This window comes from Vibrio azureus (genome assembly GCF_002849855.1).
GTDB lineage: Bacteria > Pseudomonadota > Gammaproteobacteria > Enterobacterales > Vibrionaceae > Vibrio > Vibrio azureus.
In genome coordinates, this window is the sequence record NZ_CP018616.1 from 1,477,136 (window position 1) to 1,496,601 (window position 19,466).

Below are 19,466 nucleotides of genomic sequence, written 5' to 3' on the forward strand. Positions count from 1 at the left end.
TCATATATCCAAGTGACTTTAAGGTATTTGGGTATACTTAAACCACTTTAGGGTGATGGAATCCAATCTATCGTCTCAGGGTATCAATACCAAAGGGTTTGAGTTTATTGGTTTTGCCTATCAACGTAATAGGTAAGACCCACTTTCTATTTTTGGGTGCCATTGATAGGGTTGGCTCAATTCTTTGGCCGTATCCAGGCATACAATAAGTACCTATTTTTTAAGGGAAAGATGATGGTAATACCAGAAAACAGTAGCATCGTTATTTTTGGCGCTTCAGGGGACCTTACTTATCGTAAGCTTATTCCCGCTCTCTACCACCTCTATGCGAGTAAACAGCTTCCTAAAAATTTTGCGATTTTAGGCGTCAGTCGCACTGAGTACAGCGATAGCTCTTATAGAGAAAAGCTGATGAAGTCACTCCAAGAAATGGAGAAAACGGAGCCAGAGACGCTGAAAGCATTTGTCAACCATCTGCACTATCAAGCAATCAATACTTCCGACACAGCAGACTACGCCAAGTTAGTCGCTCGCTTAGATCAACTTGCTGATGATTATCAATTCGAGCAACGTAATACGCTTTTCTATCTTGCAACACCGCCAAGTCTTTACAGTGTTATCCCGGCTAGCCTTGCAGCACACGGCTTAAATCAAGAGCACGACGGGTGGAAGCGCTTAATTATCGAGAAGCCATTTGGCTATGATCTTGAATCAGCTAGAACCCTTGATAAAGAGATTCATGTGCACTTCCAAGAGCATCAAATTTACCGAATTGATCACTATTTAGGTAAAGAAACGGTGCAAAATCTGTTGGTCTTCCGTTTTTCAAATGCGATGTTTGAGCCGTTGTGGAACCGTAACTTTATCGATTATGTGGAAATCACCGGATCTGAATTCTTGGGTGTAGAAGAGCGAGGGGGCTATTATGATGGCTCTGGTGCTGTTCGTGATATGTTCCAAAACCACCTTTTGCAAGTTCTTGCCATGGTTGGGATGGAACCACCAGCACAAATCAATGCGGATGCAATGCGCGATGAAGTCGTAAAAGTACTGCAGTGTTTAAAACCATTAGATGCAGAAGCTCTTCGTAATGATCTGGTCTTGGGACAATATACGGCATCGGAAGTACGTGGCAAGCACCTATTAGGTTATCGTGAAGAACAGGGTGTTGCTGACGATTCTAGAACGGAAACCTACATTGGTCTAAAAGCATACATTAACAACTGGCGCTGGAATGGTGTGCCATTTTATGTTCGAACGGGTAAACGCCTTCCAACTCGCGTTACAGAGGTTGTTATCCATTTCAAACAGACGCCTCACCCTGTATTTGGGCAAAATGCACCTGAAAACAAACTGATCATTCGTATTCAGCCTGACGAAGGCATTCAGATGAGTTTTGGTTTGAAAGAACCAGGGGCAGGTTTTGAAGCGAAAGAAGTAAAAATGAATTTCCACTATGCTGACTTACAAGAAACACAAATGTTGACAGCATATGAACGCCTTTTGTTAGACGCTTTGAACGGTGATGCGACTTTGTTTGCTCGTAGCGACGCGGTTGAGGCTTGCTGGAAATACGTGCAACCGATCCTAGACTTCAAGCAAGATCCGCAAGCACTGTTTGGTTACGCTTGTGGAACATGGGGACCTAAAGCAGCGGATGACTTGCTCTCACGTGACCAACGTGCATGGCGTTTCCCTTGTAAAAACCTAACAGACACGGACTACTGCGAATTATGATCAACCACAAGATCTTCCCAACAGCTGAGCAGGTTGTAGATAGCCTTGCCAACGATATGAAAGCATTTAGTGAAATGGAAAGACCAATCCACATTTCGCTATCTGGTGGAAGTACACCAAAGATGTTATTCGAACGACTTGCGCGTGAGGACTATGCTTCGTCAATCAATTGGAAGAATTTACATTTTTGGTGGGGGGATGAACGTTGTGTTTCTCCAGAGGATGCGGAAAGTAACTACGGTGAAGCTAATTCTTTGCTCTTTAGCAAAGTTGACATTCCAGCCGAGAACATTCACCGTATTTTAGGTGAAAATGATCCTGAATTAGAGGCGATTCGTTTTGCGAAAGAGATGGAAGCCACCATCCCTATGACAAACGGTACTCCGGTATTCGATTGGATTTTACTTGGGGTTGGTGCTGACGGGCACACTGCTTCTTTGTTTCCGGGCCAGACGAATTATGATGATGAGAACTTATCGGTTTTAGCCACTCACCCTGAATCTGGACAAATTCGCGTGTCGAAAACAGCGCGAGTTTTAGAAGCAGCGAAACGTATTAGCTATTTAGTTCTTGGTGCGGGTAAAGCCGACATCATAGAAGAGATTAACCACCAACCAGCAGAAATGCTGCCATATCCTGCGGCGAAAATTCAAGCAAAGACAGGGTTAACTGAGTGGTATTTAGATTTAGACGCAGCGGCAAAAGTAATATAAGCCGTTTTTGGTCGAGTTAAAGATAATTGGAGAGAAATAATGAAAGGTGATATCGGTGTAATTGGCCTAGCGGTAATGGGTCAAAACCTTATCCTAAACATGAATGACCACGGTTTTAAAGTTGTGGCTCACAACCGTACTGCGGCTAAAGTGGATGAATTCTTGGAAGGGCCAGCGAAAGGCACAAACATCATCGGTGCCTACTCTCTAGAAGATTTAGTAGAGAAACTCGAAACACCGCGTAAAATTATGTTGATGGTACGTGCAGGTGACGTAGTTGATAAATTTATTGATGCACTTGTTCCTTTATTAGACAAAGGTGACATCATCATCGACGGTGGTAATACGAACTTCCCAGACACTAACCGCCGTGTTGCTGCATTGCGTGAAAAAGGCATTCATTTTATTGGCACGGGTGTATCTGGTGGCGAAGAAGGTGCACGTTTTGGCCCATCAATCATGCCTGGTGGCGCTCCAGAAGCATGGGAAGCCGTGAAGCCTATCTTCCAAGGCATTTCAGCTAAAACCGATGCAGGTGAGCCTTGCTGTGATTGGGTAGGTAACGATGGTGCTGGCCACTTTGTTAAAATGGTACACAATGGTATCGAATACGGTGACATGCAGCTTATCACAGAAGCCTACCAGTTCATGAAAGATGGTCTAGGGATGTCTGCAGACGAGATGCAAACTGTATTCGCTGATTGGAATAAGACGGAGCTAGACAGCTACTTGGTTGAAATCACGGCTGATATCCTTGGCTACAAAGATGAAGACGGTGAAGCTCTAGTCGAAAAAATCCTAGATACAGCTGGCCAAAAAGGGACAGGTAAGTGGACAGGTATCAATGCATTAGACATGGGTATTCCACTTACGTTGATCACTGAATCGGTATTTTCTCGTTGTCTATCTGCCCTTAAAGAGCAGCGTGTCGAGGCAGAGAAACTCTTCGGTAAAACAATCACACCTGTTGAAGGCGATAAGCAAGAGTGGGTTGATGCACTTCGTCAGGCACTGCTTGCCTCTAAAATTATTTCCTACGCTCAAGGCTTTATGTTAATGCGTGAAGCATCAAATGAAAACGTCTGGGATTTAAACTACGGTAATGTCGCGCTCATGTGGCGTGGTGGTTGTATCATTCGTTCTGCATTCCTAGGCAACATTCGTGATGCGTTTGAAGCGAACCCAGAGATCGCATTCCTAGGTTCAGATGCCTACTTTAAAGGTATCTTGGATAACTGTATGAGTGCATGGCGTAAAGTTGCAGCTAAGTCTATGGAAGTGGGTATTCCAATGCCATGTATGACTTCTGCTCTTACGTTCTTGGACGGTTACACAACAGCACGCCTACCAGCGAACTTGTTGCAGGCTCAACGTGATTACTTTGGTGCACACACATACGAGCGTACTGATCGTCCACGTGGTGAGTTCTTCCACACAAACTGGACGGGCACAGGCGGCGATACGGCTTCGACAACATACGACGTATAATCTGTTAATGCTCTATTAATGCATGTAAATAAAAGGTGCCAACCCGGCACCTTTTATTGATTAGTTATTCATTCATTACAATATTATTGACTTATTATACGATTTAATTCTGATAGTTATCTCCCCAATAGAATGAGAGAAGATGATTATCTCTTTCCAATATATAAATCCTTCCTTTGTACATAAATGGTAAAAAGGCTCCTCTAGAAACTTTCCTGTCTTCATTTGTAGGCTTAGTTAAACTAAGTTTAACACGTGAGATGGTATAGTTAGACTTTAAATCAGACTTTAAAGAATATACATATTTTCCAGTAACAACGGGGAAACGGGAAATAGGAGGTGATTTAAAAGGCTTGGACCATGTGTCTTCGAATGTATTGTACACAGCCGCATTCTCAGACCAAAACATGAAAATATTTCCTTCCATCTCTGCTGTTTGATTGAAATCATATGCGTATGATGAAGGGTGATTCGGTTGATTTGGTGGCCTACTAATCAATTTATCCCAACTGTCATTAGTAAAATCATATCGATAATCATTTGGTTTTGCCCCAGCATAACCTGATTTGACATCACCAAATAGGTAGAGCTTATCTCCAATAATGTGGTGTGACAGTGTATTAAGGTGATCTCTATGTATTATTTCAGGTGACTCAGAATAGATTTCCCATGATAAGTCATTTTCTTTGAACCTATATAATTTATTAGATGCAAATAAAAATAAATTGTTCTTGTATGTTCCTATTTGTAAACCATCGGCCTTGTTAACCTCTAATCCTATCTCAGTAAGTTTTTCGACTTTATTGTTAATCATGTCATACTCAATAGAATACTGATCATTAAAGAAATAAAGTTTATCGTTTAAAACGGTTATAGCTGGCTGATGTAAAAATTCTTTGTTTACCAGAAGTTTACCATGCTCAACAAAATCACCAGAATCAGTATCATCTAAAGTTATTTCTAATTCTTTTATGAATTTACCTTTATTTAATACTTTCACGATGATTTGTTCTTTGCCTTCAAATTCGTCATCATCATGGATAGCTAAAGTAAAGTATCCAGATTTTTCGAACGAGTTGTTTGGTTTGTAACTTAGATCGAAGTCTTTACCATGTTCTGCACTGTTTTGATTTGCTAGCTCAAAGGTAATATCTGAGCTATCCATTGAATCTAGTTGTAAGTCGAACCATATACGATGCTGGTACTCATTTTCATAAAGGGTTACCTTCGAATCTCTGAATACAAGGCCCTCAATAACTTTAACTATTCTCGTAACTTCTGCTTTATTACCCGCGCTGTCGTTCACCGAGTATACTAAGACATATTGACCAACTCTATCTGTATCAATATCACCGGAAATTTTTACTTGATTGATAATATTATCGTCGACATTATCGGTTGCTAAAAAGCCTGGATCAACAAATGTGTCTCCCAATGCAATGGATATAGATTTCGAACCAAGCAATTCAATTTTAGGGGGGATAGTATCGTTATTTACTGTTGGTTTTCCTACTGGTTTACTAGGTTCTACTACTGGTTTACTAGGTTCTACTGCTGGTTTACTAGGCTCTACTGCTGGTTTACTAGGCTCTACTGCTGGTTTACTAGGCTCTACTACTGGTTTACTAGGCTCTACTGCTGGTTTACTAGGTTCTACTACTGGTTTACTAGGCTCTACTGTAGAGTTAGGTTCTACCACTGGAACAGCAGGCTTCACTACAGGGCTAGTAGGTTTAACTGCTGGTTGGGTAGTTGATGAGCTATCAGATCCACCACAGCCAGATAAGATGGATGAAACAGCAATGGCTGTCAGTAATCGATTAAACTTATTCGCAGTTTGAGCGATGTATTTCACGTCATGAACCTCTTAGGCATTGTCATAAAAATCTAAACCTTTATTACTAAACACAAGCGTTTGATTGTATGTAAACATCTAATAATTAAAGGTATTTATAATGGCATTCATCATATAGATTAATTTTTTTTATAAAATTGGTTAATTTTTGTGGGGTGTCTCAATTTTTTAGCGATGTTTTAATAAAAAAGAAATGTGTATATCTAATTGATATAAATAATAAAATTCTTTTGGTTAGGGCAGGTGGAGGTGGGTGATTAGATGGAATGACCCAGTTGATAGAAACGAAAAAGACAAATCTCTGAGTATATTCTCATGGATTTTAAGTACAGATTTGATGCGATTCAGTCGATTTCATCATCAATAAAAAGATCGATTTTCTCATGGAGTTCATCGACTTTAAGATTCAGATGAATGGTATGGCAACATGCTGGGCAGTCGTCGTAAAGTTCTTGATCACCGTTGCTTGCATCTAAGGAGACTCTGATTGACTGACCGCAGTGAGGACAATGTATATGCCTTTCTGTGTACTTTTCCATATCAAATCCTATTACCATTTTACTATTGGGAAAGTATTTTCTTTATCAACGACTCAGCTTGTTCAAAATAATGTCCACCAAATAAATTACAGTGGTTGAGAATGTGATAGAGGTTGTAGAGATCTCTGCGTTGCTTATATCCTTCAGCTAGAGGGGCGACAGACTGGTAGCCTGTATAGAAATCTGATTGAAATCCACCAAAAAGTTCAGTCATAGCGATGTCACATTCACGGTCTCCCCAATAGCAAGCGGGATCAAAGCATAATGGACCAGCAGGACTTAGGGTCGTATTACCACTCCAAAGATTACCATGCAGCAATGATGGAGTAGGGAAGTGATTGACCAAAGACTGTCTAGCAAAAGAGACAAAGTCACCAACATCGACCAAAATAACCCCCTTTTCTTTGAGCAATTGCAATTGCCAGCCGATTCGTTGCTCCGCGAAAAAAACGCTCCACTTTTTGTGCCATTGATTGGGTTGAAGCGTTGAACCAAGGTAGTTATCACAATCAAAGCCAAATTCTTTTTGTTCTCCCCATAGATGCAATCTGGCAAGTTTTTGACCAAACTGAAAACTGTGCCTGCTGTCATCCAGAGGCCTTGTTGGTAAGTAATTGAGGATAATAAAAGCATGTGTTTTAGTGTTACTCACTAATACCACTTCTGGAACAAAGAGAGATGAGCTTTCTCGCAGAAGGTGAAGACTCTCTGCTTCTGTTTCAAATTTCGTTAAGAAGCTTCGATCGTTAATTTTTACAAAATACCTCTGAAAGCCATCATTGATCATGTAACTTTGGCTAATATCACCACCGGAGATCTTGGATTTCTCGGTGATACAATATTCAAACATCAATGTTGCTGAAAGTTGTTGTGATATTGCTTGCCACATAAGTCACTCCCTCAGAATGTTTTGACCCTTATTAGTCTAGAGCATGCTTTGAACTAATGATGTGTATTGAGACAACTTATCGACATTTTATAGTGAAAGCGTGCCATCGCCACGACAAGTAATCGGTTACAACAAGCAATCAGTTACAATAATCAATACGGCTAACTGTGAATCAAATCGCCTTATGTGTTGTTTTTTGCTCTAACATATGGTGGTAGTTGAATATAGGGGTTATGATAATTTTTTAGATGTTAGTTCCATAGGTAGTATGAAGATACTAATTTGTGATGATTCGGCAGTCGCAAGAAAGTCAATTGCTCGAACGATTCTCCCGATAAATGGCCTGCAATTGCTAGAGGCACAAGATGGATTTGAAGCTCTTCGAGTTTTGAAGGAGCATGATATTGACATCTTATTTCTTGATTTGACAATGCCAATCATGAGTGGCTTTGAAGTGCTCGAATCCATGCCTGTGAATAACTATAAAACCAGAGTAGTCGTTATGTCGGGTGATGTTCAAAAGGAGAGTAAAAAGAGATGCTTAGCACAAGGTGTTTCAGGCTTCATTACTAAGCCCTTGGAGAAAGAGCAGCTTTGTTCCATGTATCAACAGCTGGGTATCCACTATATCGATCGGATGAATAAAGATGTATCGCTTTACATCACGACTCACATCCCTCCTTCTGTAAAGTTTCGTGAAGTCGCGAATATCGCTTTAGGTAAAGGTGCGGCTATCATTGCTGATCACTTATGTGAATTTATTCAATTGCCTGTTCCTCATGTGGGTCCGCTTTCATTTGGTGAGTTGCACATGATGTTAGTGGATGTGGTTGAAAGAGAAGGTGCGGTTGCGGTCGCACAGCGCTTTGTCGGTGGTGGTATTCATGGTGAAGCTTTAGTCTGTCTACGTGGTAAAGAAATTAAACAGGTAGGTGAACGTCTGGGTTATCCATTTGAGTTAACGCCTCATAATGAGATCATCCTAAATGTTGCCAATTTACTTGTTTCGTCTTTTCTTAGTTCTCTTGGCTATCAGTTGAACAAATCGTTTTCCCTCCGTCAGCCAACCATTATTGATAACTTCATACCATACAGCGATGACTTCACAGAGTCTGGAGAGCTGTTTACCATTGAATACACCTACCGAGCTGAGTTACTGGATTTTGAATGTGAAGTCTTGTTTCTAATGGATAAATCTTCGGTAAAGACAATTTATGACATCATGGAGGTCATCTAATGTCTAAGATGACGATGGACATAACAGAAACTCATTGGATAACTCAAATCTTAGATACCATGGACTCTGGTATCATTGTTTTGGACCGCCATTACCACGTTTGTGTCTGGAACAGTTTCATGCAATCTTATAGTGGTATTTTATCTCATGATATTCATGGTAAATATTTATTTGATTACTTCGAGGACTTACCTAAATCTTGGTTAGAAACGAAGCTCAATATGTCTGTTAGCTTAGAGACGCGTTCTTTTTCTAGTTGGGAAAATCGCCCGTATTTGTTCAAGTTTAACAACTTCTCTCCTGTTTCCAACAAAAGCAACGTGATGTATCAAGATGTTGTTATTACACCGTTACGAGGTCTAACCGGTGAAATCAATCACATCGTGATTCAGATTAATGATGTATCTGAAGCCGCACGCAATCGCACTTATTTGCGAGAAACCAATAAACATTTGTCAGAACTTAGCCGTAAAGATGGCTTAACGGGGTTGTTTAATCGAAACCATTGGGAGCAGGTGCTAAGTGAAGAATTTGAACTTTTGAAAATTATTGATAGCCCAAGTTCTTTGGTAATATGCGACATCGACCATTTCAAAAAAGTCAACGATACCTATGGACATCATGTCGGTGATGAGGTGATTCGACGAACGTCTGATCTGCTTCAAAAGGCAGCACGCAGTTCAGATGTTTGTGGTAGGTTTGGAGGAGAGGAGTTTACTGTTCTCCTGCCTCAAACCTCTCAAACCCAAGCAAGAGTATTCGCAGAGCGGCTAAGAAAACAGATAGAAAGAGAGGTGGTTCATGTTGAAGAGCTAGCGATCCGTTTTACGATCAGTATCGGCGTCAGTCAATACAGACCACAGTTTGACAACTATATGCAATGGCTCAAATGTGCAGATATGGCTTTATATCGTGCAAAGGAATCTGGCAGAAATCAAACTTGCTATTATCGCGATGCTTAAAATGTTTAATGTTTAACATTGTTCATCCGCTATATATTTATACCCAAGTAACCTCTGGTGCAGTGTTCATGGATACGACTATCTTGAGGCTACCTAGGTATAAGTGACTCAAATATTCTTCCTACAAAATGAGCATTTGCACTCCAATATGCAAGAAAAGAGTGAAATTTTCGCTCAATCGCTTAGTATGAAAGCCATCATCTTTCTTATTAGAAGAACGTTTTGTAACGGAGAATAATCGTGGTTATAGAAACCGATGGATATCTTGCTCTTATTGAGTATTTATCGCTGCACCTTAACCTGTTTACCTCGGAAGTGGGTGACACTGGTATGGAAAGTATTGAAGATGTCGTTACCGATATGGTCGCTTCAAACATCATGTCTATTTTTGAACAAAACCCAGATTTGCACTCTAGTGTACGTTTTAAACTTTTAAAAGAAGCTGATGCTGTCGTAGAAGATTTGAGTGAAGTTTTAGCCGGCATCTGGGTTATGAAAGCAACCAATCAACAGATTGAGTTTTTAGATGAGTACATTGCACTGGTCAAAAATCTTTTTGATACTGCCATCGCAACGTATGACTAACATCGGTTTATTGTGATAGATCTTTTATTGTGATGGAGCTTTATGGGCATGTAAAAACATATATTGACCGATCCAAAGAAGATATAGAACCTAGGTAGAAGTAAGTACAAGGCAGATATAACTAAAGCATCACTCTTCTCACTTGCCAAAACTTAGAAGCCCAATAGGGATTGTCCATTCTTGAAATGATGACACCTTTTGATGTTGATGCATGCATGAATTGCTTATCACCTAGGTAAACACCGACATGGTAAGTTGACCTTCGAGTTTTGAAAAAGACGAGATCACCTTGTTGTGTTTCTTCCCAACTGACTTCTTTACCAAGTTTGACTTGTTGACGTGTGGTTCTCGGTAATGGGAATTGATATGCCGTAATCAAAGCCTTTTGTACAAATGCTGAACAATCTATTCCAGATTTTTGGGTTCCTCCTAACCGATAGGGGGTCCCTTGCCATTCTTCATAGAACTTCATCAGTTCACTATTTTTTATGGTTTGTTTTTGATTGACAGAGTTTGCAGCATGCTTGTCGCTATTTGAGGAGACATTGTGATTTGAACTGCAAGCGCTCAGCAAGATTGAGATGAATAAAGGAATAAAAGCTAAGCGTATTTTGTTCACTTTAAGCGCTCCATACTTTGGGGTGAGTTATAATATGCTGATTTATTAATGTTATAGCTACTAAGTGGGCAACTTTCAAAATAATATTGAGTGTTACGTGGTTCAAAGGTGTTTTTATAGGCGAAACCGCTATAAATTCATCAAAAAGGTGACGCTGTAACAGCGTGGGGGTGGTTATTGACCCATTCCTGTGTTTATCCATCACCCTGTGGGATTACTTAATATGGAAAGGCTGGGTAATCAACTTAAATACGGTTTGCTCTTGAGGGGAAAGGATGCCTTTGACTCCGATTAACATCTGCTTATGACCTTTTTCTGGTCTCGCTTTGGAAGTCTTAAACCAATGATCCCAGATAGAAAGAAAAAAGCCAAAGTTTGAGTGGCTTTCGTTTATGTTGATTGAGTGGTGAATACGATGCATGTCAGGGGTAACGATAAACCAGCGAAGTTTTTTATCGACTAAGCGTGCTATGCGACCGTTACTGTGATTAAACATCGCACTTACATTAAGCAGTATCTCAAAAATAATGATCGCAATCGGGGAAACACCCAAAATAAAAATGGCCATGATTTTTAAAAATAAGGAAAGAATCATTTCAATTGGGTGAAAACGAATGGCGGTGGTAACGTCGACATCAAGGTCACTGTGATGAACGCGATGAAGCTTCCATAAGTAAGGCACCATGTGAAACAAACGGTGCTGAGCATAAATAAGCAGATCAAGTAACAGCAAGCTTACCATTAGGTTAGCCCACCAGGGAACGGACAAATAATGCAACGCACCCCATTGGTTATCATCAGCAATCGTCGCAGCTTGTATAGTGGCTAATGGTACTAAGAGCGCAATTAACGCACTATTGGTGGTAAGTAAGGAGAGATTATGAAACCAACGAAACCTGCGAGTTAATGTCAGTGTTCTTCTTGGGATTTTCTGTTCCCATATTGCACACAGCATGAATACGGTAATAAAACAAATAAACCGTACCTCAGAAGCGTTATCGACCATATAATCTAACAATGTCTTTTTCCTTTCCTTTTTCTTTTAAGTAATACCTTTAGCAACTTACAACGGTTCACTTTGAGATAGCCTTAAAGCTTTTAAGTGGTCCTTTCCATGAAGTGCTCTTTACCGTCAAGTGGTCTTGAGCTTATTTGGCTATACAAGTAGAATCTCGCTCTATTTTGCTATTGTTGACCGATTTCTAATGAGAATCCACGCTTTTCACCGTTTATACCAGCACCGTCAATCCATCTCAACTAAGTCTTTTAAAGCTCGTGGTTGTAAAGTTGTGAGATGCCCGTATTGCCAAGTATCACAGCAATACTGCTTATGTGCGCTACAGCCTGATCTAACGACGGATGTCGCATGCTTACTACTGGTATCGGAAAACGAAGTGTTTAAGCCTAGTAATACAGGACGCTTAATTGCAGATGTAATTAGTGAATCCTATGTGTATCAGTGGAATCGAACCAACCCTGATAAGGAAATGTTAGATCTAATTAATAATCCGCGTTATCAGCCCGTAATTATTTTTCCTGCTGATTATGTTGATGACCCAGAACGTTTGTTATCTAGCTTAACAACTGAGCACACAAAGCATGAAGTGATGGGCAGAAAAAAATGGCTGTTTATTTTCATTGATGGCAGTTGGCGAGAGGCGCGCAAAATCTTTCGACGCTCTGACTTTTTGCAGTCCTTACCCGTACTCTCTATCGCTCCCGAATTTGTCTCTGAATATATAATGCGACGTTCCGATAATGAGCAGCACCTTTCAACAGCAGAAGTTGCTTCGCTGGTGTTGGAGCAAGCAGGAGAAGAAAAGGCATCGCAATGCTTACAACTGTGGTTTGAAACCTTCCGTGAAACGTATATGTTAACTAAAACAAGGGTGAAAACCGATCCTTCTCGTCCTTGCTTAAAGAAATTTGAGCAATGGCTAAAAACCGAGAAGTCACTCTAAGTAATAAACATAAGTGCTCAAACTGCGAGGCTTATTCACCATGACAAAGAGATAAATCAGAAACGGGTCACGGTATATCGATGATCAGGTATGGATAATATCATTAATTCGACTCGAGGATGCTTGGTGAGAGTCAAAAGCGCAGTATAGGAGATAATTGCATGTATTACGGTTTCGATGTTGGCGGCACGAAAATAGAATTTGGTGCATTTAACGATGAATTGGAACGTGTAGCCACTGAACGAGTTCCGACACCGACGAATGACTATAAATTGTTGGTCAATACCATTTCCGATCTAGTCGATAAGTACGATACAGAGTTTGGTTGTGAGGGCAGTATTGGACTTGGTCTGCCGGGAATGGAAGATGCTGACTCAGAGACAGTTCTGACGGTTAACGTACCTGCTGCAAAGGGTAAGCCTCTTCGTGCCGATCTTGAAGCAAAAGTAGGGCGTGATGTCAAAATTGAAAACGACGCTAATTGTTTTGCTTTATCAGAAGCGTGGGATGAAGAATTACAGCATGAGCCTTCTGTTTTAGGGTTGATACTTGGGACCGGCTTCGGTGGTGGGATTATCGTTGATGGTAAGGTATTTTCAGGTCGAAATCATGTGGCTGGTGAAGAAGGGCACACACGACTCCCTCTTGATGCTTGGTTCCATTTGGGAGAAGACGCGCCACTCTTACCATGTGGGTGTGGGAAAAAAGGCTGTTTAGACAGTTATTTGTCTGGTCGAGGTTTTGAAGACTTATACACGCATTATTACAGCGAAGAGAAAAAAGCAGTCGATATCATCACCGCGTATAAAGTAGGTGAAGCAAATGCTGTCGAACATGTCGATCGCTTCATGGAATTGTTAGCGATTTGCTTGGCTAATGTTTTTACTGCCATGGACCCACATGTTGTCGTTCTGGGTGGTGGTTTATCAAACTTTGATCTGATTTATGATGAGATGCCCAAGCGTATTCCTAAACACCTCCTATCTGTCGCAAAATGCCCAACGATCATCAAAGCAAAGCATGGTGATTCTGGTGGTGTCCGTGGCGCCGCTTTCTTGAATATTAAACCATCGTAATTTCATACTCATATCATGTCCGGCTATCCCAGCGTATTAGCAAATAGTTAATACGCGGGATAGTGCATAAGTAAATTAGCTAAAGCACAAACCCATCAATGCCTTCCTCTTTCCTATCTGGCTTGCCTCTCTGGTAGAAATTCATTTTTAACTGAACTAATTGATATTAACTCCAATTGGTTACCGTGAAGTTTTATATTTACTTTTGGACTGATGTTTATCCAAGAGATATATCTAAGTAAGGGCGCTCGATCACCTTCGCAAAAAAGACTATTATGTGTGAAATTTCCATTGTATAGCTATTAATCTATGTCTTTTCCTCCTTGCCCTAACTGTCAATCAGAATTTGTTTATCAAGACCAAAATGTATTAGTTTGTCCTGAGTGTGCTTATGAGTGGGACCCTTCTGAAATTGAAGAAAACATACAAGTTAAAGATGCCAATGGGACCTTGCTGAATGAGGGCGATAAAGTCACACTAGCCAAAGATTTAAAAGTAAAAGGCAGTTCTATTGTGCTGAAGATTGGCACCAAAGCTCTCATAAAGCGTATAAAGGACGGGAAGGATCATCAATTGGATTGTCGTGTCGACGGTGCGGGTGAGATGTTAGTTACTGCTCAGTTTGTTAAAAAATCTTAAGCACCCAATACAGCATAAATATTCCTAAGTGACAAGTTCCCAAGATTATTGCGCTGAACAAAGCATTTTGAGGTTACTTAGATATAGATTCTACGAAAATAAAACCCAAGCCGTTTAGATTGGCTTGGGTTAGTACTTTACTTGGGTAAGACAAAGAACTGGAAAGTTTTGACTGTCGTTATTTGTCTTTTTTTCCAACACCTAAGTTTTCTTTTTGAGCGAGAGTGATCTTAGTAAAACCGAGCTTTCTGAAGTGGTTATCACGGTAATTCCTCACTGCTTTTGTATCCGATACCGCTTCAATTTGTTGCTCCATCTTTAAATAGGCAGAAATATCAATCCCTTCTGCTTCAGCTACCGCTTCATGAATATTACGATGTTGCTGATAAGAAAACGTCAGTTCTTTGTCTTCATTTTTATACGTGTAAAGAATGGTACGAGCCATAGCAGTCTCTCTGGATAAAGTTTGATAAATCTATGAAAGCCAGATGGAACTGACTTCAAAATACGATACCCAAGTGATATCAAGACACTCAAAAAGGGCGAACGTCTTGAGGTCACTTTGGTATAACGTTAGATTTTGCCTTGAAGAGAGAGAATTGTCACGCTTTACAAGTGCTGTGTTGTTGGTTGAATTTTTCAATAAACTGCATAACAAATCGCGCAATTGCGTCAATATCATTGATATTCATGTGAGGGAGGGGGGTATCAAGTCGGTTGCTATCGGAAGCAATGGCGATGATGTTGTCATCGAAAAGATACAACCATGGTTTACCTACTTGTTCGCGATGAAGTTCTATTTTGGGAAAAGCAAGATTCTTACAGCCTTCAACCAAAATCGCATCGAGAGAGCTTTGATCGAAAGACTCTAATAGATGATAAAAGCTTGTCTCAGCATTGGGGGTTTCCGTCATTAACACATGACGATAACGGGAAGCAATTAACATTTGAGAGGCCCCCGCTTTTCTCAAGCGATAGCTATCTTTTCCTGGTTGATCAACATCAAAGTCATGGTGAGCATGTTTTAACATCCCAATACGTAACCCTGACTGTGTTAATTTGGGTAAGAGTGCCTCAAGTAAGGTGGTTTTTCCGGTGCCAGAATAGGCGGCAAACCCCAAGATTGGTATTTTAATGTGTTTTGAGTTCATAAGAGTTATCCAATATCGCGAGCTCTTCTGGTGTATTTAAATTGATAAAGTTTCGTGGTGAATCGCTAAAGTCAACATAATGGGTATTACACTCCGTATAAAGGCGAGTGATTTTTCTTTCCCCGCGTAGCAAGAAGGCATTGATCTGGGGAAGGATACGCTTGTGCATAAGCGTAAATACCGGTTGTGGGTATTGGCCATCGTGCGCCACAACGATATCGACGTTTTCGTTAGCGGCCTGACAAAATCGAGTAACAAGGTAAGGTGAAATAAAAGGGCAATCACAGGGTACAAAGCCAACCCAATCGGTTGTCGCATAGTTCAACCCTGACTGGAAACCACTGACAGGTCCCAGAAAGCCTTCTGTTTTATCACTGAACACAACAGCAAACTTTTGGTATGACTCTAGGTTTCGGTTAGCATTAATAAATAAATTAGAAGTCTGATTAGACAAGCGTTTGACTACGTGTTCGATTAAAGGCTTATCAAAGAATTCGATTAATCCTTTATCTCTTCCTCCCATTCTACTGGCCTGTCCGCCAGCTAATATAACCCAGCTTGTTTCATTTGGTATAATCATCATTCTCGTTGGAGTTTATTTTAACTAGAAAGGTGATTGTGAGTGTTTCACATCACTTTAAATCAAGCACTTGTCGTTACTTGCATATTACAATCTTTACATTTCACCCTAGCACAGACTTAACCATGATAATTTGAGCTTGATTAACTTTTTACTGGGTATATACAGAATTACTCTGAATGTAGGGCAATTTTAGGAGGATGAATGCCATGTTTTTTAAATTCTTTCATCACTCTGAGCGTAATATCCGTTTCAAACAACTTTTCATACACAGTATCAACGACGTAAGCTTTACAAGTGAGTTGAATCGCCAAGTAATTATCAGTGATAGTCTGTTTAACAAGGACAGTTACAGGTTTGGGAAGGTGGACATAACGACTGGATGAAGCTGCTTCTTGGATAAGATCACGCGCTAGCGGAATATCCTCATTAATGCTGACATAAAAAGGGATGACGACCTGCATATCGAGCTCACCATAGTTACCACTGATAACGACTTCACTGAGAAACTTATTGTTTGGAATTGTAATGATATCATCGGTTAGGGTTCTCATTCGGACAGAGCGGAGCCCAATCGTAATAATATCACCATAATGACCATCAAAAGTGACACGGTCACCGACTTGGAAGGGCCTATCGACCATCACGGTCATCCCTGCAATAAACGATGCCGCGAGATCTTTGAGCGCGAAGCCGACAGAAACGGCAAGAGTGCCACCGATTAACGCAAGTATTTGGTCATTAATTCGAAAACTCATCATAAAGACAATCGATCCCGCAGTGAGATAGATAAAAAACTGGAGAAAAGACTGCAGCTTTTGCAAAATCATCCGATACTGAACAAATTGGCTTCCTACTCGTTCAACAAGAGAATGGATAAACTTGAGTAACAACCAAGTACAGAGCACAACAATCATAGAAAAAAAGACACCACTCCAGCGAATCATGCTGGCAAATTGTTGAATATTATCAACGTTGGTGGAGTCTTCAGCCGCGAAAGCAGGGCTATAAGCTAGCAACATAAATATAAGATAAAGCAGCGTTTTCATCGTTATTTCACCAATAAATGTTGACGGTCGAGGACATTGGTTATGTGACGGAACCAATGGTCGGACACTCTGGCTTTGTCTTTATTCCATTCAATAAAGCCTCGACTTTGAAAATAGCGAAGTGTGCCAATGACTTCAGCAACACTTAATTGAGTGCATTCTGATAACTCTTCAGGAGAAGCTACTTCCAATTGCACAATTGAGCGTAAAACTGCCAACATCGGCTTGGGCATTTTTTCCAGTTCTTGAGATTCTGGCGCATGAAAAAGGCGAACGACCACCTCTTGGGTCTCTTTGTCTTGCCGTAAAGACAGTCGAAAGAAACGCAGGGCAACAGTGGGGTTACCATCTGAGTAATGCCATAAAATTCGATAAAAGCCTTGCTTGGCACGTTCTTCTTCGGTGATGTCTTCCTGAGCCCATTGTTTGGGGACCACTAAACCAACAAAACTCAGTTGATGCGTTTGCTCTTGATTAATGCGGGAGTCGAATAGGTCAGCAAGCTGCTTTTCATTCCACTTAGGCATCACGGAGATCCAATCGAACAATAAACGCTCCCCACGAGCTCTATCAACAAAACGCCAACTGGATTTTTCAATCGCAATAATCACCCGATGATTTAGTTTTGAACGTCGTAAAAGATTTGTCAGTTTTATCAAACTTTCTAGACCACCTACTGTGGGTTTAACCAGCCGCTGAGCATTATCAACGGCGATTAAGTAGACGGTGTCGCTTTCGCGTAAAAAAGATAAGATTTGTTGTTCAGTCACATTTTCCGCAAGGCCGAGTGCAGCTGCAAGGTCGGTAATAAAATCGTTGTAACCACCATGAGTGCAATTTAAATATATCGGTTCTGCATTCTTTACTTTACCTAACAGTGTGTGCAGGAAAGTGGTGGTACCGATACCACGTTCGCCAGTTACGACACAAACCGCGGGTCCATCGGTTAAAACGTACTTAGAGATTTGTTTTATCTCATCTGCAGCATAGCTAACCAAAGTGCTGTTCGGATGACCCGGTTGGATATAATCAAAAGTTCTCTCTCCACGAATACGAACAAGTGTTGCATCATTTCCTTTGGTATTGGTTTGCTTTGAAACTTCTATTCTGAATAAGTAAGCGAGGGCTTGACTGAATAAAGTGTATTTAGAGAGTAGGGTAATTAGACGATATTTGAGTTGAGTAAATAAAAGCCAAACTGCAGTGATTGCAGTACAAAATAAACTGATGAAAAACCGCTTTTTATGCGCTTGTGCCCAAGAAACAAGAGCAGGTTGCTCTACAACTTTATCTGCAGCTTGAAACACCGTCTCACGCCAAAGGCGCAATACGGCCAGAGTGATGAGCACAAACCAGACAAACACCACACTGGAAATCCATGAATAAATAGTGCCTTTTCCAAGTGTTTGCATTGATATCTGTAGTATCACACCCGCAATAATGATACTCCATATATATCGACGTATAGTGATAAGGCATAATTTTAACGTTTTAGGGCCAGCGCCACGAACGTTTCTCGCCGTAAACTCAAGGATGATATTAATGATTATGGCCCCACCTAGTATCCACCAGGTAAAAATCTCGAAAATAGATAAATGTTGTAAGCTAGGTAATTGAGACAAAACTCGTATGCTCAATATTAATGCGATTAGCCAAGCTATGGCCTTATTCGCTCGACAGATATACCAAACTAGTCGAACCCAAACTGGAGGGCTAATGACTTCGTTAAGATGCCTTTGACGAAATAAATCCGTCATGCGCTTACTGTTGCTTAGCCACCAAAATAAAATCGCAAAGATGAACAATACTTTCACGCTTGACCAGATGACTGGAATAGGGGAAATGACCATCTGTTGACCAAGAAGCTTAAAAGAGCGAATTTGAAATAAAATCAGATATTCGAAATTCAATCGAGTCTGGTACCACTCCTGTTTAAATTGCGTTACTCCCAATGGCCCAAACCCTGTTAATCGTTCTCTTGTTTGTGCAGTTGCGAAAGTAAGCAGCTTTTCTTTGCTTCTACTTAAGCTGTTTATGGTCAAATATCTTAACTGTATGGTTTGCCAGTCTTGCTCATTATTGACATTGTGATAATGAGATAGCTGTTTGCTAAATGCTTCAGTTTGTTTTTGCAGCTGTTCGATAACAATGCGAAGTAAATGATTCACCGTTTGTTGATCTTGCGGTGATATAAAGGCAAGTTCGGGTAAGTCAGTGACTTTTTGTGCAATATCCTGAGCAATAGGAAGGGGCTGTGGTTTGTATTGAAACTCATAGTCCTCCATAGCTTGAGTGGGAGGGATAAACATTAATAGCACCCAAAACAAAGCGTGTGTTGCGAACGGCATAAAATCCTCTTTAAACTTAAACGCTTATCGAGAGTGTA

At 40.6% G+C, this 19,466-nt stretch carries 18 protein-coding genes and 1 pseudogene; 9 read left to right on the forward strand and 10 right to left on the reverse strand.

Translation table 11 applies throughout. The features are described from left to right. The first annotated feature begins 234 nt into the window (after window positions 1–234). From zwf to gnd, 3 genes are read left to right on the forward strand one after another with little or no spacing between them, the layout of a single operon-like run. Window positions 235–1,737 carry a glucose-6-phosphate dehydrogenase gene (gene zwf, locus BS333_RS06740; RefSeq protein WP_021708431.1) on the forward strand — a complete coding sequence of 501 codons (1,503 nt, stop codon included), beginning with the start codon at window positions 235–237 and terminating at the stop codon, window positions 1,735–1,737. Beyond that, window positions 1,734–2,450 carry a 6-phosphogluconolactonase gene (pgl, locus tag BS333_RS06745; RefSeq protein ID WP_021708430.1) on the forward strand — a complete coding sequence of 239 codons (717 nt, stop codon included), beginning with the start codon at window positions 1,734–1,736 and terminating at the stop codon, window positions 2,448–2,450. Before zwf ends, pgl begins: the two co-directional genes overlap by 4 nt. A 39-nt stretch (window positions 2,451–2,489) precedes the next feature. Continuing rightward, window positions 2,490–3,938: a decarboxylating NADP(+)-dependent phosphogluconate dehydrogenase gene (gnd, locus tag BS333_RS06750; RefSeq protein ID WP_021708429.1), complete on the forward strand. Its 1,449-nt coding sequence runs from the start codon at window positions 2,490–2,492 to the stop codon at window positions 3,936–3,938. Window positions 3,939–4,041: 103 nt separating this feature from the next. On the opposite strand, the gene BS333_RS06755 is transcribed toward gnd, so the two are convergent. The 3 genes from BS333_RS06755 to BS333_RS06765 all read right to left on the reverse strand — a co-directional run bounded on the left by BS333_RS06755 (window position 4,042) and on the right by BS333_RS06765 (window position 7,221). After that, complete coding sequence (locus tag BS333_RS06755; protein WP_021708428.1) at window positions 4,042–5,793, reverse strand: DUF5011 domain-containing protein; 1,752 nt, start codon at window positions 5,791–5,793, stop codon at window positions 4,042–4,044. 344 nt (window positions 5,794–6,137) lie between these two features. Further along, on the reverse strand, window positions 6,138–6,332 hold the full coding sequence (locus BS333_RS06760) for a CPXCG motif-containing cysteine-rich protein (protein WP_021708427.1): 195 nt from the start codon (window positions 6,330–6,332) through the stop codon (window positions 6,138–6,140). A gap of 22 nt (window positions 6,333–6,354) precedes the next feature. Further along, complete coding sequence (locus BS333_RS06765) at window positions 6,355–7,221, reverse strand: fructosamine kinase family protein (protein ID WP_021708426.1); 867 nt, start codon at window positions 7,219–7,221, stop codon at window positions 6,355–6,357. Window positions 7,222–7,489: 268 nt separating this feature from the next. Between BS333_RS06765 and BS333_RS06770 the strand changes: the two genes are divergently transcribed. From BS333_RS06770 to BS333_RS06780, 3 genes are all read left to right on the forward strand, one after another. Then, a complete protein-coding gene (locus tag BS333_RS06770) occupies window positions 7,490–8,458 on the forward strand; it encodes a response regulator (protein ID WP_021708425.1) in 969 nt (322 codons plus the stop codon). Continuing rightward, window positions 8,458–9,420, forward strand: coding sequence for a diguanylate cyclase (locus BS333_RS06775; RefSeq protein ID WP_021708424.1), 963 nt, complete (start codon window positions 8,458–8,460; stop codon window positions 9,418–9,420). Before BS333_RS06770 ends, BS333_RS06775 begins: the two co-directional genes overlap by 1 nt. Window positions 9,421–9,660: 240 nt before the next feature. Further along, window positions 9,661–10,005, forward strand: a complete 345-nt coding sequence (locus BS333_RS06780) for a DUF3802 family protein (RefSeq protein ID WP_021708423.1) — start codon at window positions 9,661–9,663, stop codon at window positions 10,003–10,005. A gap of 121 nt (window positions 10,006–10,126) precedes the next feature. Here the strand turns inward: BS333_RS06780 and BS333_RS06785 are convergent, their stop codons facing one another. Both BS333_RS06785 and BS333_RS06790 read right to left on the reverse strand, forming a co-directional pair. Then, a complete protein-coding gene (locus BS333_RS06785) occupies window positions 10,127–10,624 on the reverse strand; it encodes a C40 family peptidase (RefSeq protein WP_021708422.1) in 498 nt (165 codons plus the stop codon). Window positions 10,625–10,838: 214 nt separating this feature from the next. Beyond that, window positions 10,839–11,642 carry a sterol desaturase family protein gene (locus BS333_RS06790; protein WP_021708421.1) on the reverse strand — a complete coding sequence of 268 codons (804 nt, stop codon included), beginning with the start codon at window positions 11,640–11,642 and terminating at the stop codon, window positions 10,839–10,841. A 187-nt stretch (window positions 11,643–11,829) separates the two neighbouring features. On the opposite strand from BS333_RS06790, the gene BS333_RS06795 reads away from it, so the two are divergent. From BS333_RS06795 to BS333_RS06805, 3 genes are all read left to right on the forward strand, one after another. Next, window positions 11,830–12,585: a tRNA-uridine aminocarboxypropyltransferase gene (locus tag BS333_RS06795; RefSeq protein ID WP_021708420.1), complete on the forward strand. Its 756-nt coding sequence runs from the start codon at window positions 11,830–11,832 to the stop codon at window positions 12,583–12,585. Window positions 12,586–12,746: 161 nt separating this feature from the next. Next, window positions 12,747–13,661 carry an N-acetylglucosamine kinase gene (nagK, locus tag BS333_RS06800; RefSeq protein ID WP_021708419.1) on the forward strand — a complete coding sequence of 305 codons (915 nt, stop codon included), beginning with the start codon at window positions 12,747–12,749 and terminating at the stop codon, window positions 13,659–13,661. A 309-nt stretch (window positions 13,662–13,970) separates the two neighbouring features. Then, complete coding sequence (locus BS333_RS06805) at window positions 13,971–14,300, forward strand: zinc ribbon domain-containing protein YjdM (protein ID WP_021708418.1); 330 nt, start codon at window positions 13,971–13,973, stop codon at window positions 14,298–14,300. 178 nt (window positions 14,301–14,478) lie between these two features. Here BS333_RS06805 and BS333_RS06810 read toward each other — a convergent pair whose 3' ends face one another. From BS333_RS06810 to BS333_RS06830, 5 genes and pseudogenes are all read right to left on the reverse strand, one after another. Further along, a complete protein-coding gene (locus tag BS333_RS06810; protein ID WP_021708417.1) occupies window positions 14,479–14,745 on the reverse strand; it encodes a DUF2960 domain-containing protein in 267 nt (88 codons plus the stop codon). 178 nt (window positions 14,746–14,923) lie between these two features. Next, window positions 14,924–15,451: pseudogene (gene mobB / locus BS333_RS06815) on the reverse strand (molybdopterin-guanine dinucleotide biosynthesis protein B); the annotation flags it as partial. After that, window positions 15,432–16,031: a molybdenum cofactor guanylyltransferase MobA gene (gene mobA, locus BS333_RS06820; RefSeq protein ID WP_050567977.1), complete on the reverse strand. Its 600-nt coding sequence runs from the start codon at window positions 16,029–16,031 to the stop codon at window positions 15,432–15,434. The pseudogene mobB and the gene mobA, both read right to left, overlap by 20 nt. A 170-nt stretch (window positions 16,032–16,201) precedes the next feature. Beyond that, the gene (locus tag BS333_RS06825; protein WP_021708414.1) at window positions 16,202–17,080 is read right to left on the reverse strand and encodes a mechanosensitive ion channel family protein; all 879 of its coding nucleotides are present in this window, start codon (window positions 17,078–17,080) and stop codon (window positions 16,202–16,204) included. Window positions 17,081–17,082: 2 nt separating this feature from the next. Then, window positions 17,083–19,428: an ATP-binding protein gene (locus tag BS333_RS06830; RefSeq protein WP_021708413.1), complete on the reverse strand. Its 2,346-nt coding sequence runs from the start codon at window positions 19,426–19,428 to the stop codon at window positions 17,083–17,085. Window positions 19,429–19,466 lie beyond the last annotated feature (38 nt).

Coding starts and splice junctions, on each gene's coding strand:
- nagK (WP_021708419.1), top strand. CDS start 12,747: ATGTATTACGGTTTCGATGTTGGCGGCACGAAAATAGAATTTGGTGCA.
- pgl (WP_021708430.1), top strand. CDS start 1,734: ATGATCAACCACAAGATCTTCCCAACAGCTGAGCAGGTTGTAGATAGC.
- BS333_RS06810 (WP_021708417.1), bottom strand. CDS start 14,745: ATGGCTCGTACCATTCTTTACACGTATAAAAATGAAGACAAAGAACTG.
- BS333_RS06775 (WP_021708424.1), top strand. CDS start 8,458: ATGTCTAAGATGACGATGGACATAACAGAAACTCATTGGATAACTCAA.
- BS333_RS06805 (WP_021708418.1), top strand. CDS start 13,971: ATGTCTTTTCCTCCTTGCCCTAACTGTCAATCAGAATTTGTTTATCAA.
- BS333_RS06760 (WP_021708427.1), bottom strand. CDS start 6,332: ATGGAAAAGTACACAGAAAGGCATATACATTGTCCTCACTGCGGTCAG.
- BS333_RS06795 (WP_021708420.1), top strand. CDS start 11,830: ATGAGAATCCACGCTTTTCACCGTTTATACCAGCACCGTCAATCCATC.
- BS333_RS06830 (WP_021708413.1), bottom strand. CDS start 19,428: ATGCCGTTCGCAACACACGCTTTGTTTTGGGTGCTATTAATGTTTATC.
- mobA (WP_050567977.1), bottom strand. CDS start 16,031: ATGATTATACCAAATGAAACAAGCTGGGTTATATTAGCTGGCGGACAG.
- gnd (WP_021708429.1), top strand. CDS start 2,490: ATGAAAGGTGATATCGGTGTAATTGGCCTAGCGGTAATGGGTCAAAAC.
- BS333_RS06770 (WP_021708425.1), top strand. CDS start 7,490: ATGAAGATACTAATTTGTGATGATTCGGCAGTCGCAAGAAAGTCAATT.
- BS333_RS06765 (WP_021708426.1), bottom strand. CDS start 7,221: ATGTGGCAAGCAATATCACAACAACTTTCAGCAACATTGATGTTTGAA.
- zwf (WP_021708431.1), top strand. CDS start 235: ATGGTAATACCAGAAAACAGTAGCATCGTTATTTTTGGCGCTTCAGGG.
- BS333_RS06825 (WP_021708414.1), bottom strand. CDS start 17,080: ATGAAAACGCTGCTTTATCTTATATTTATGTTGCTAGCTTATAGCCCT.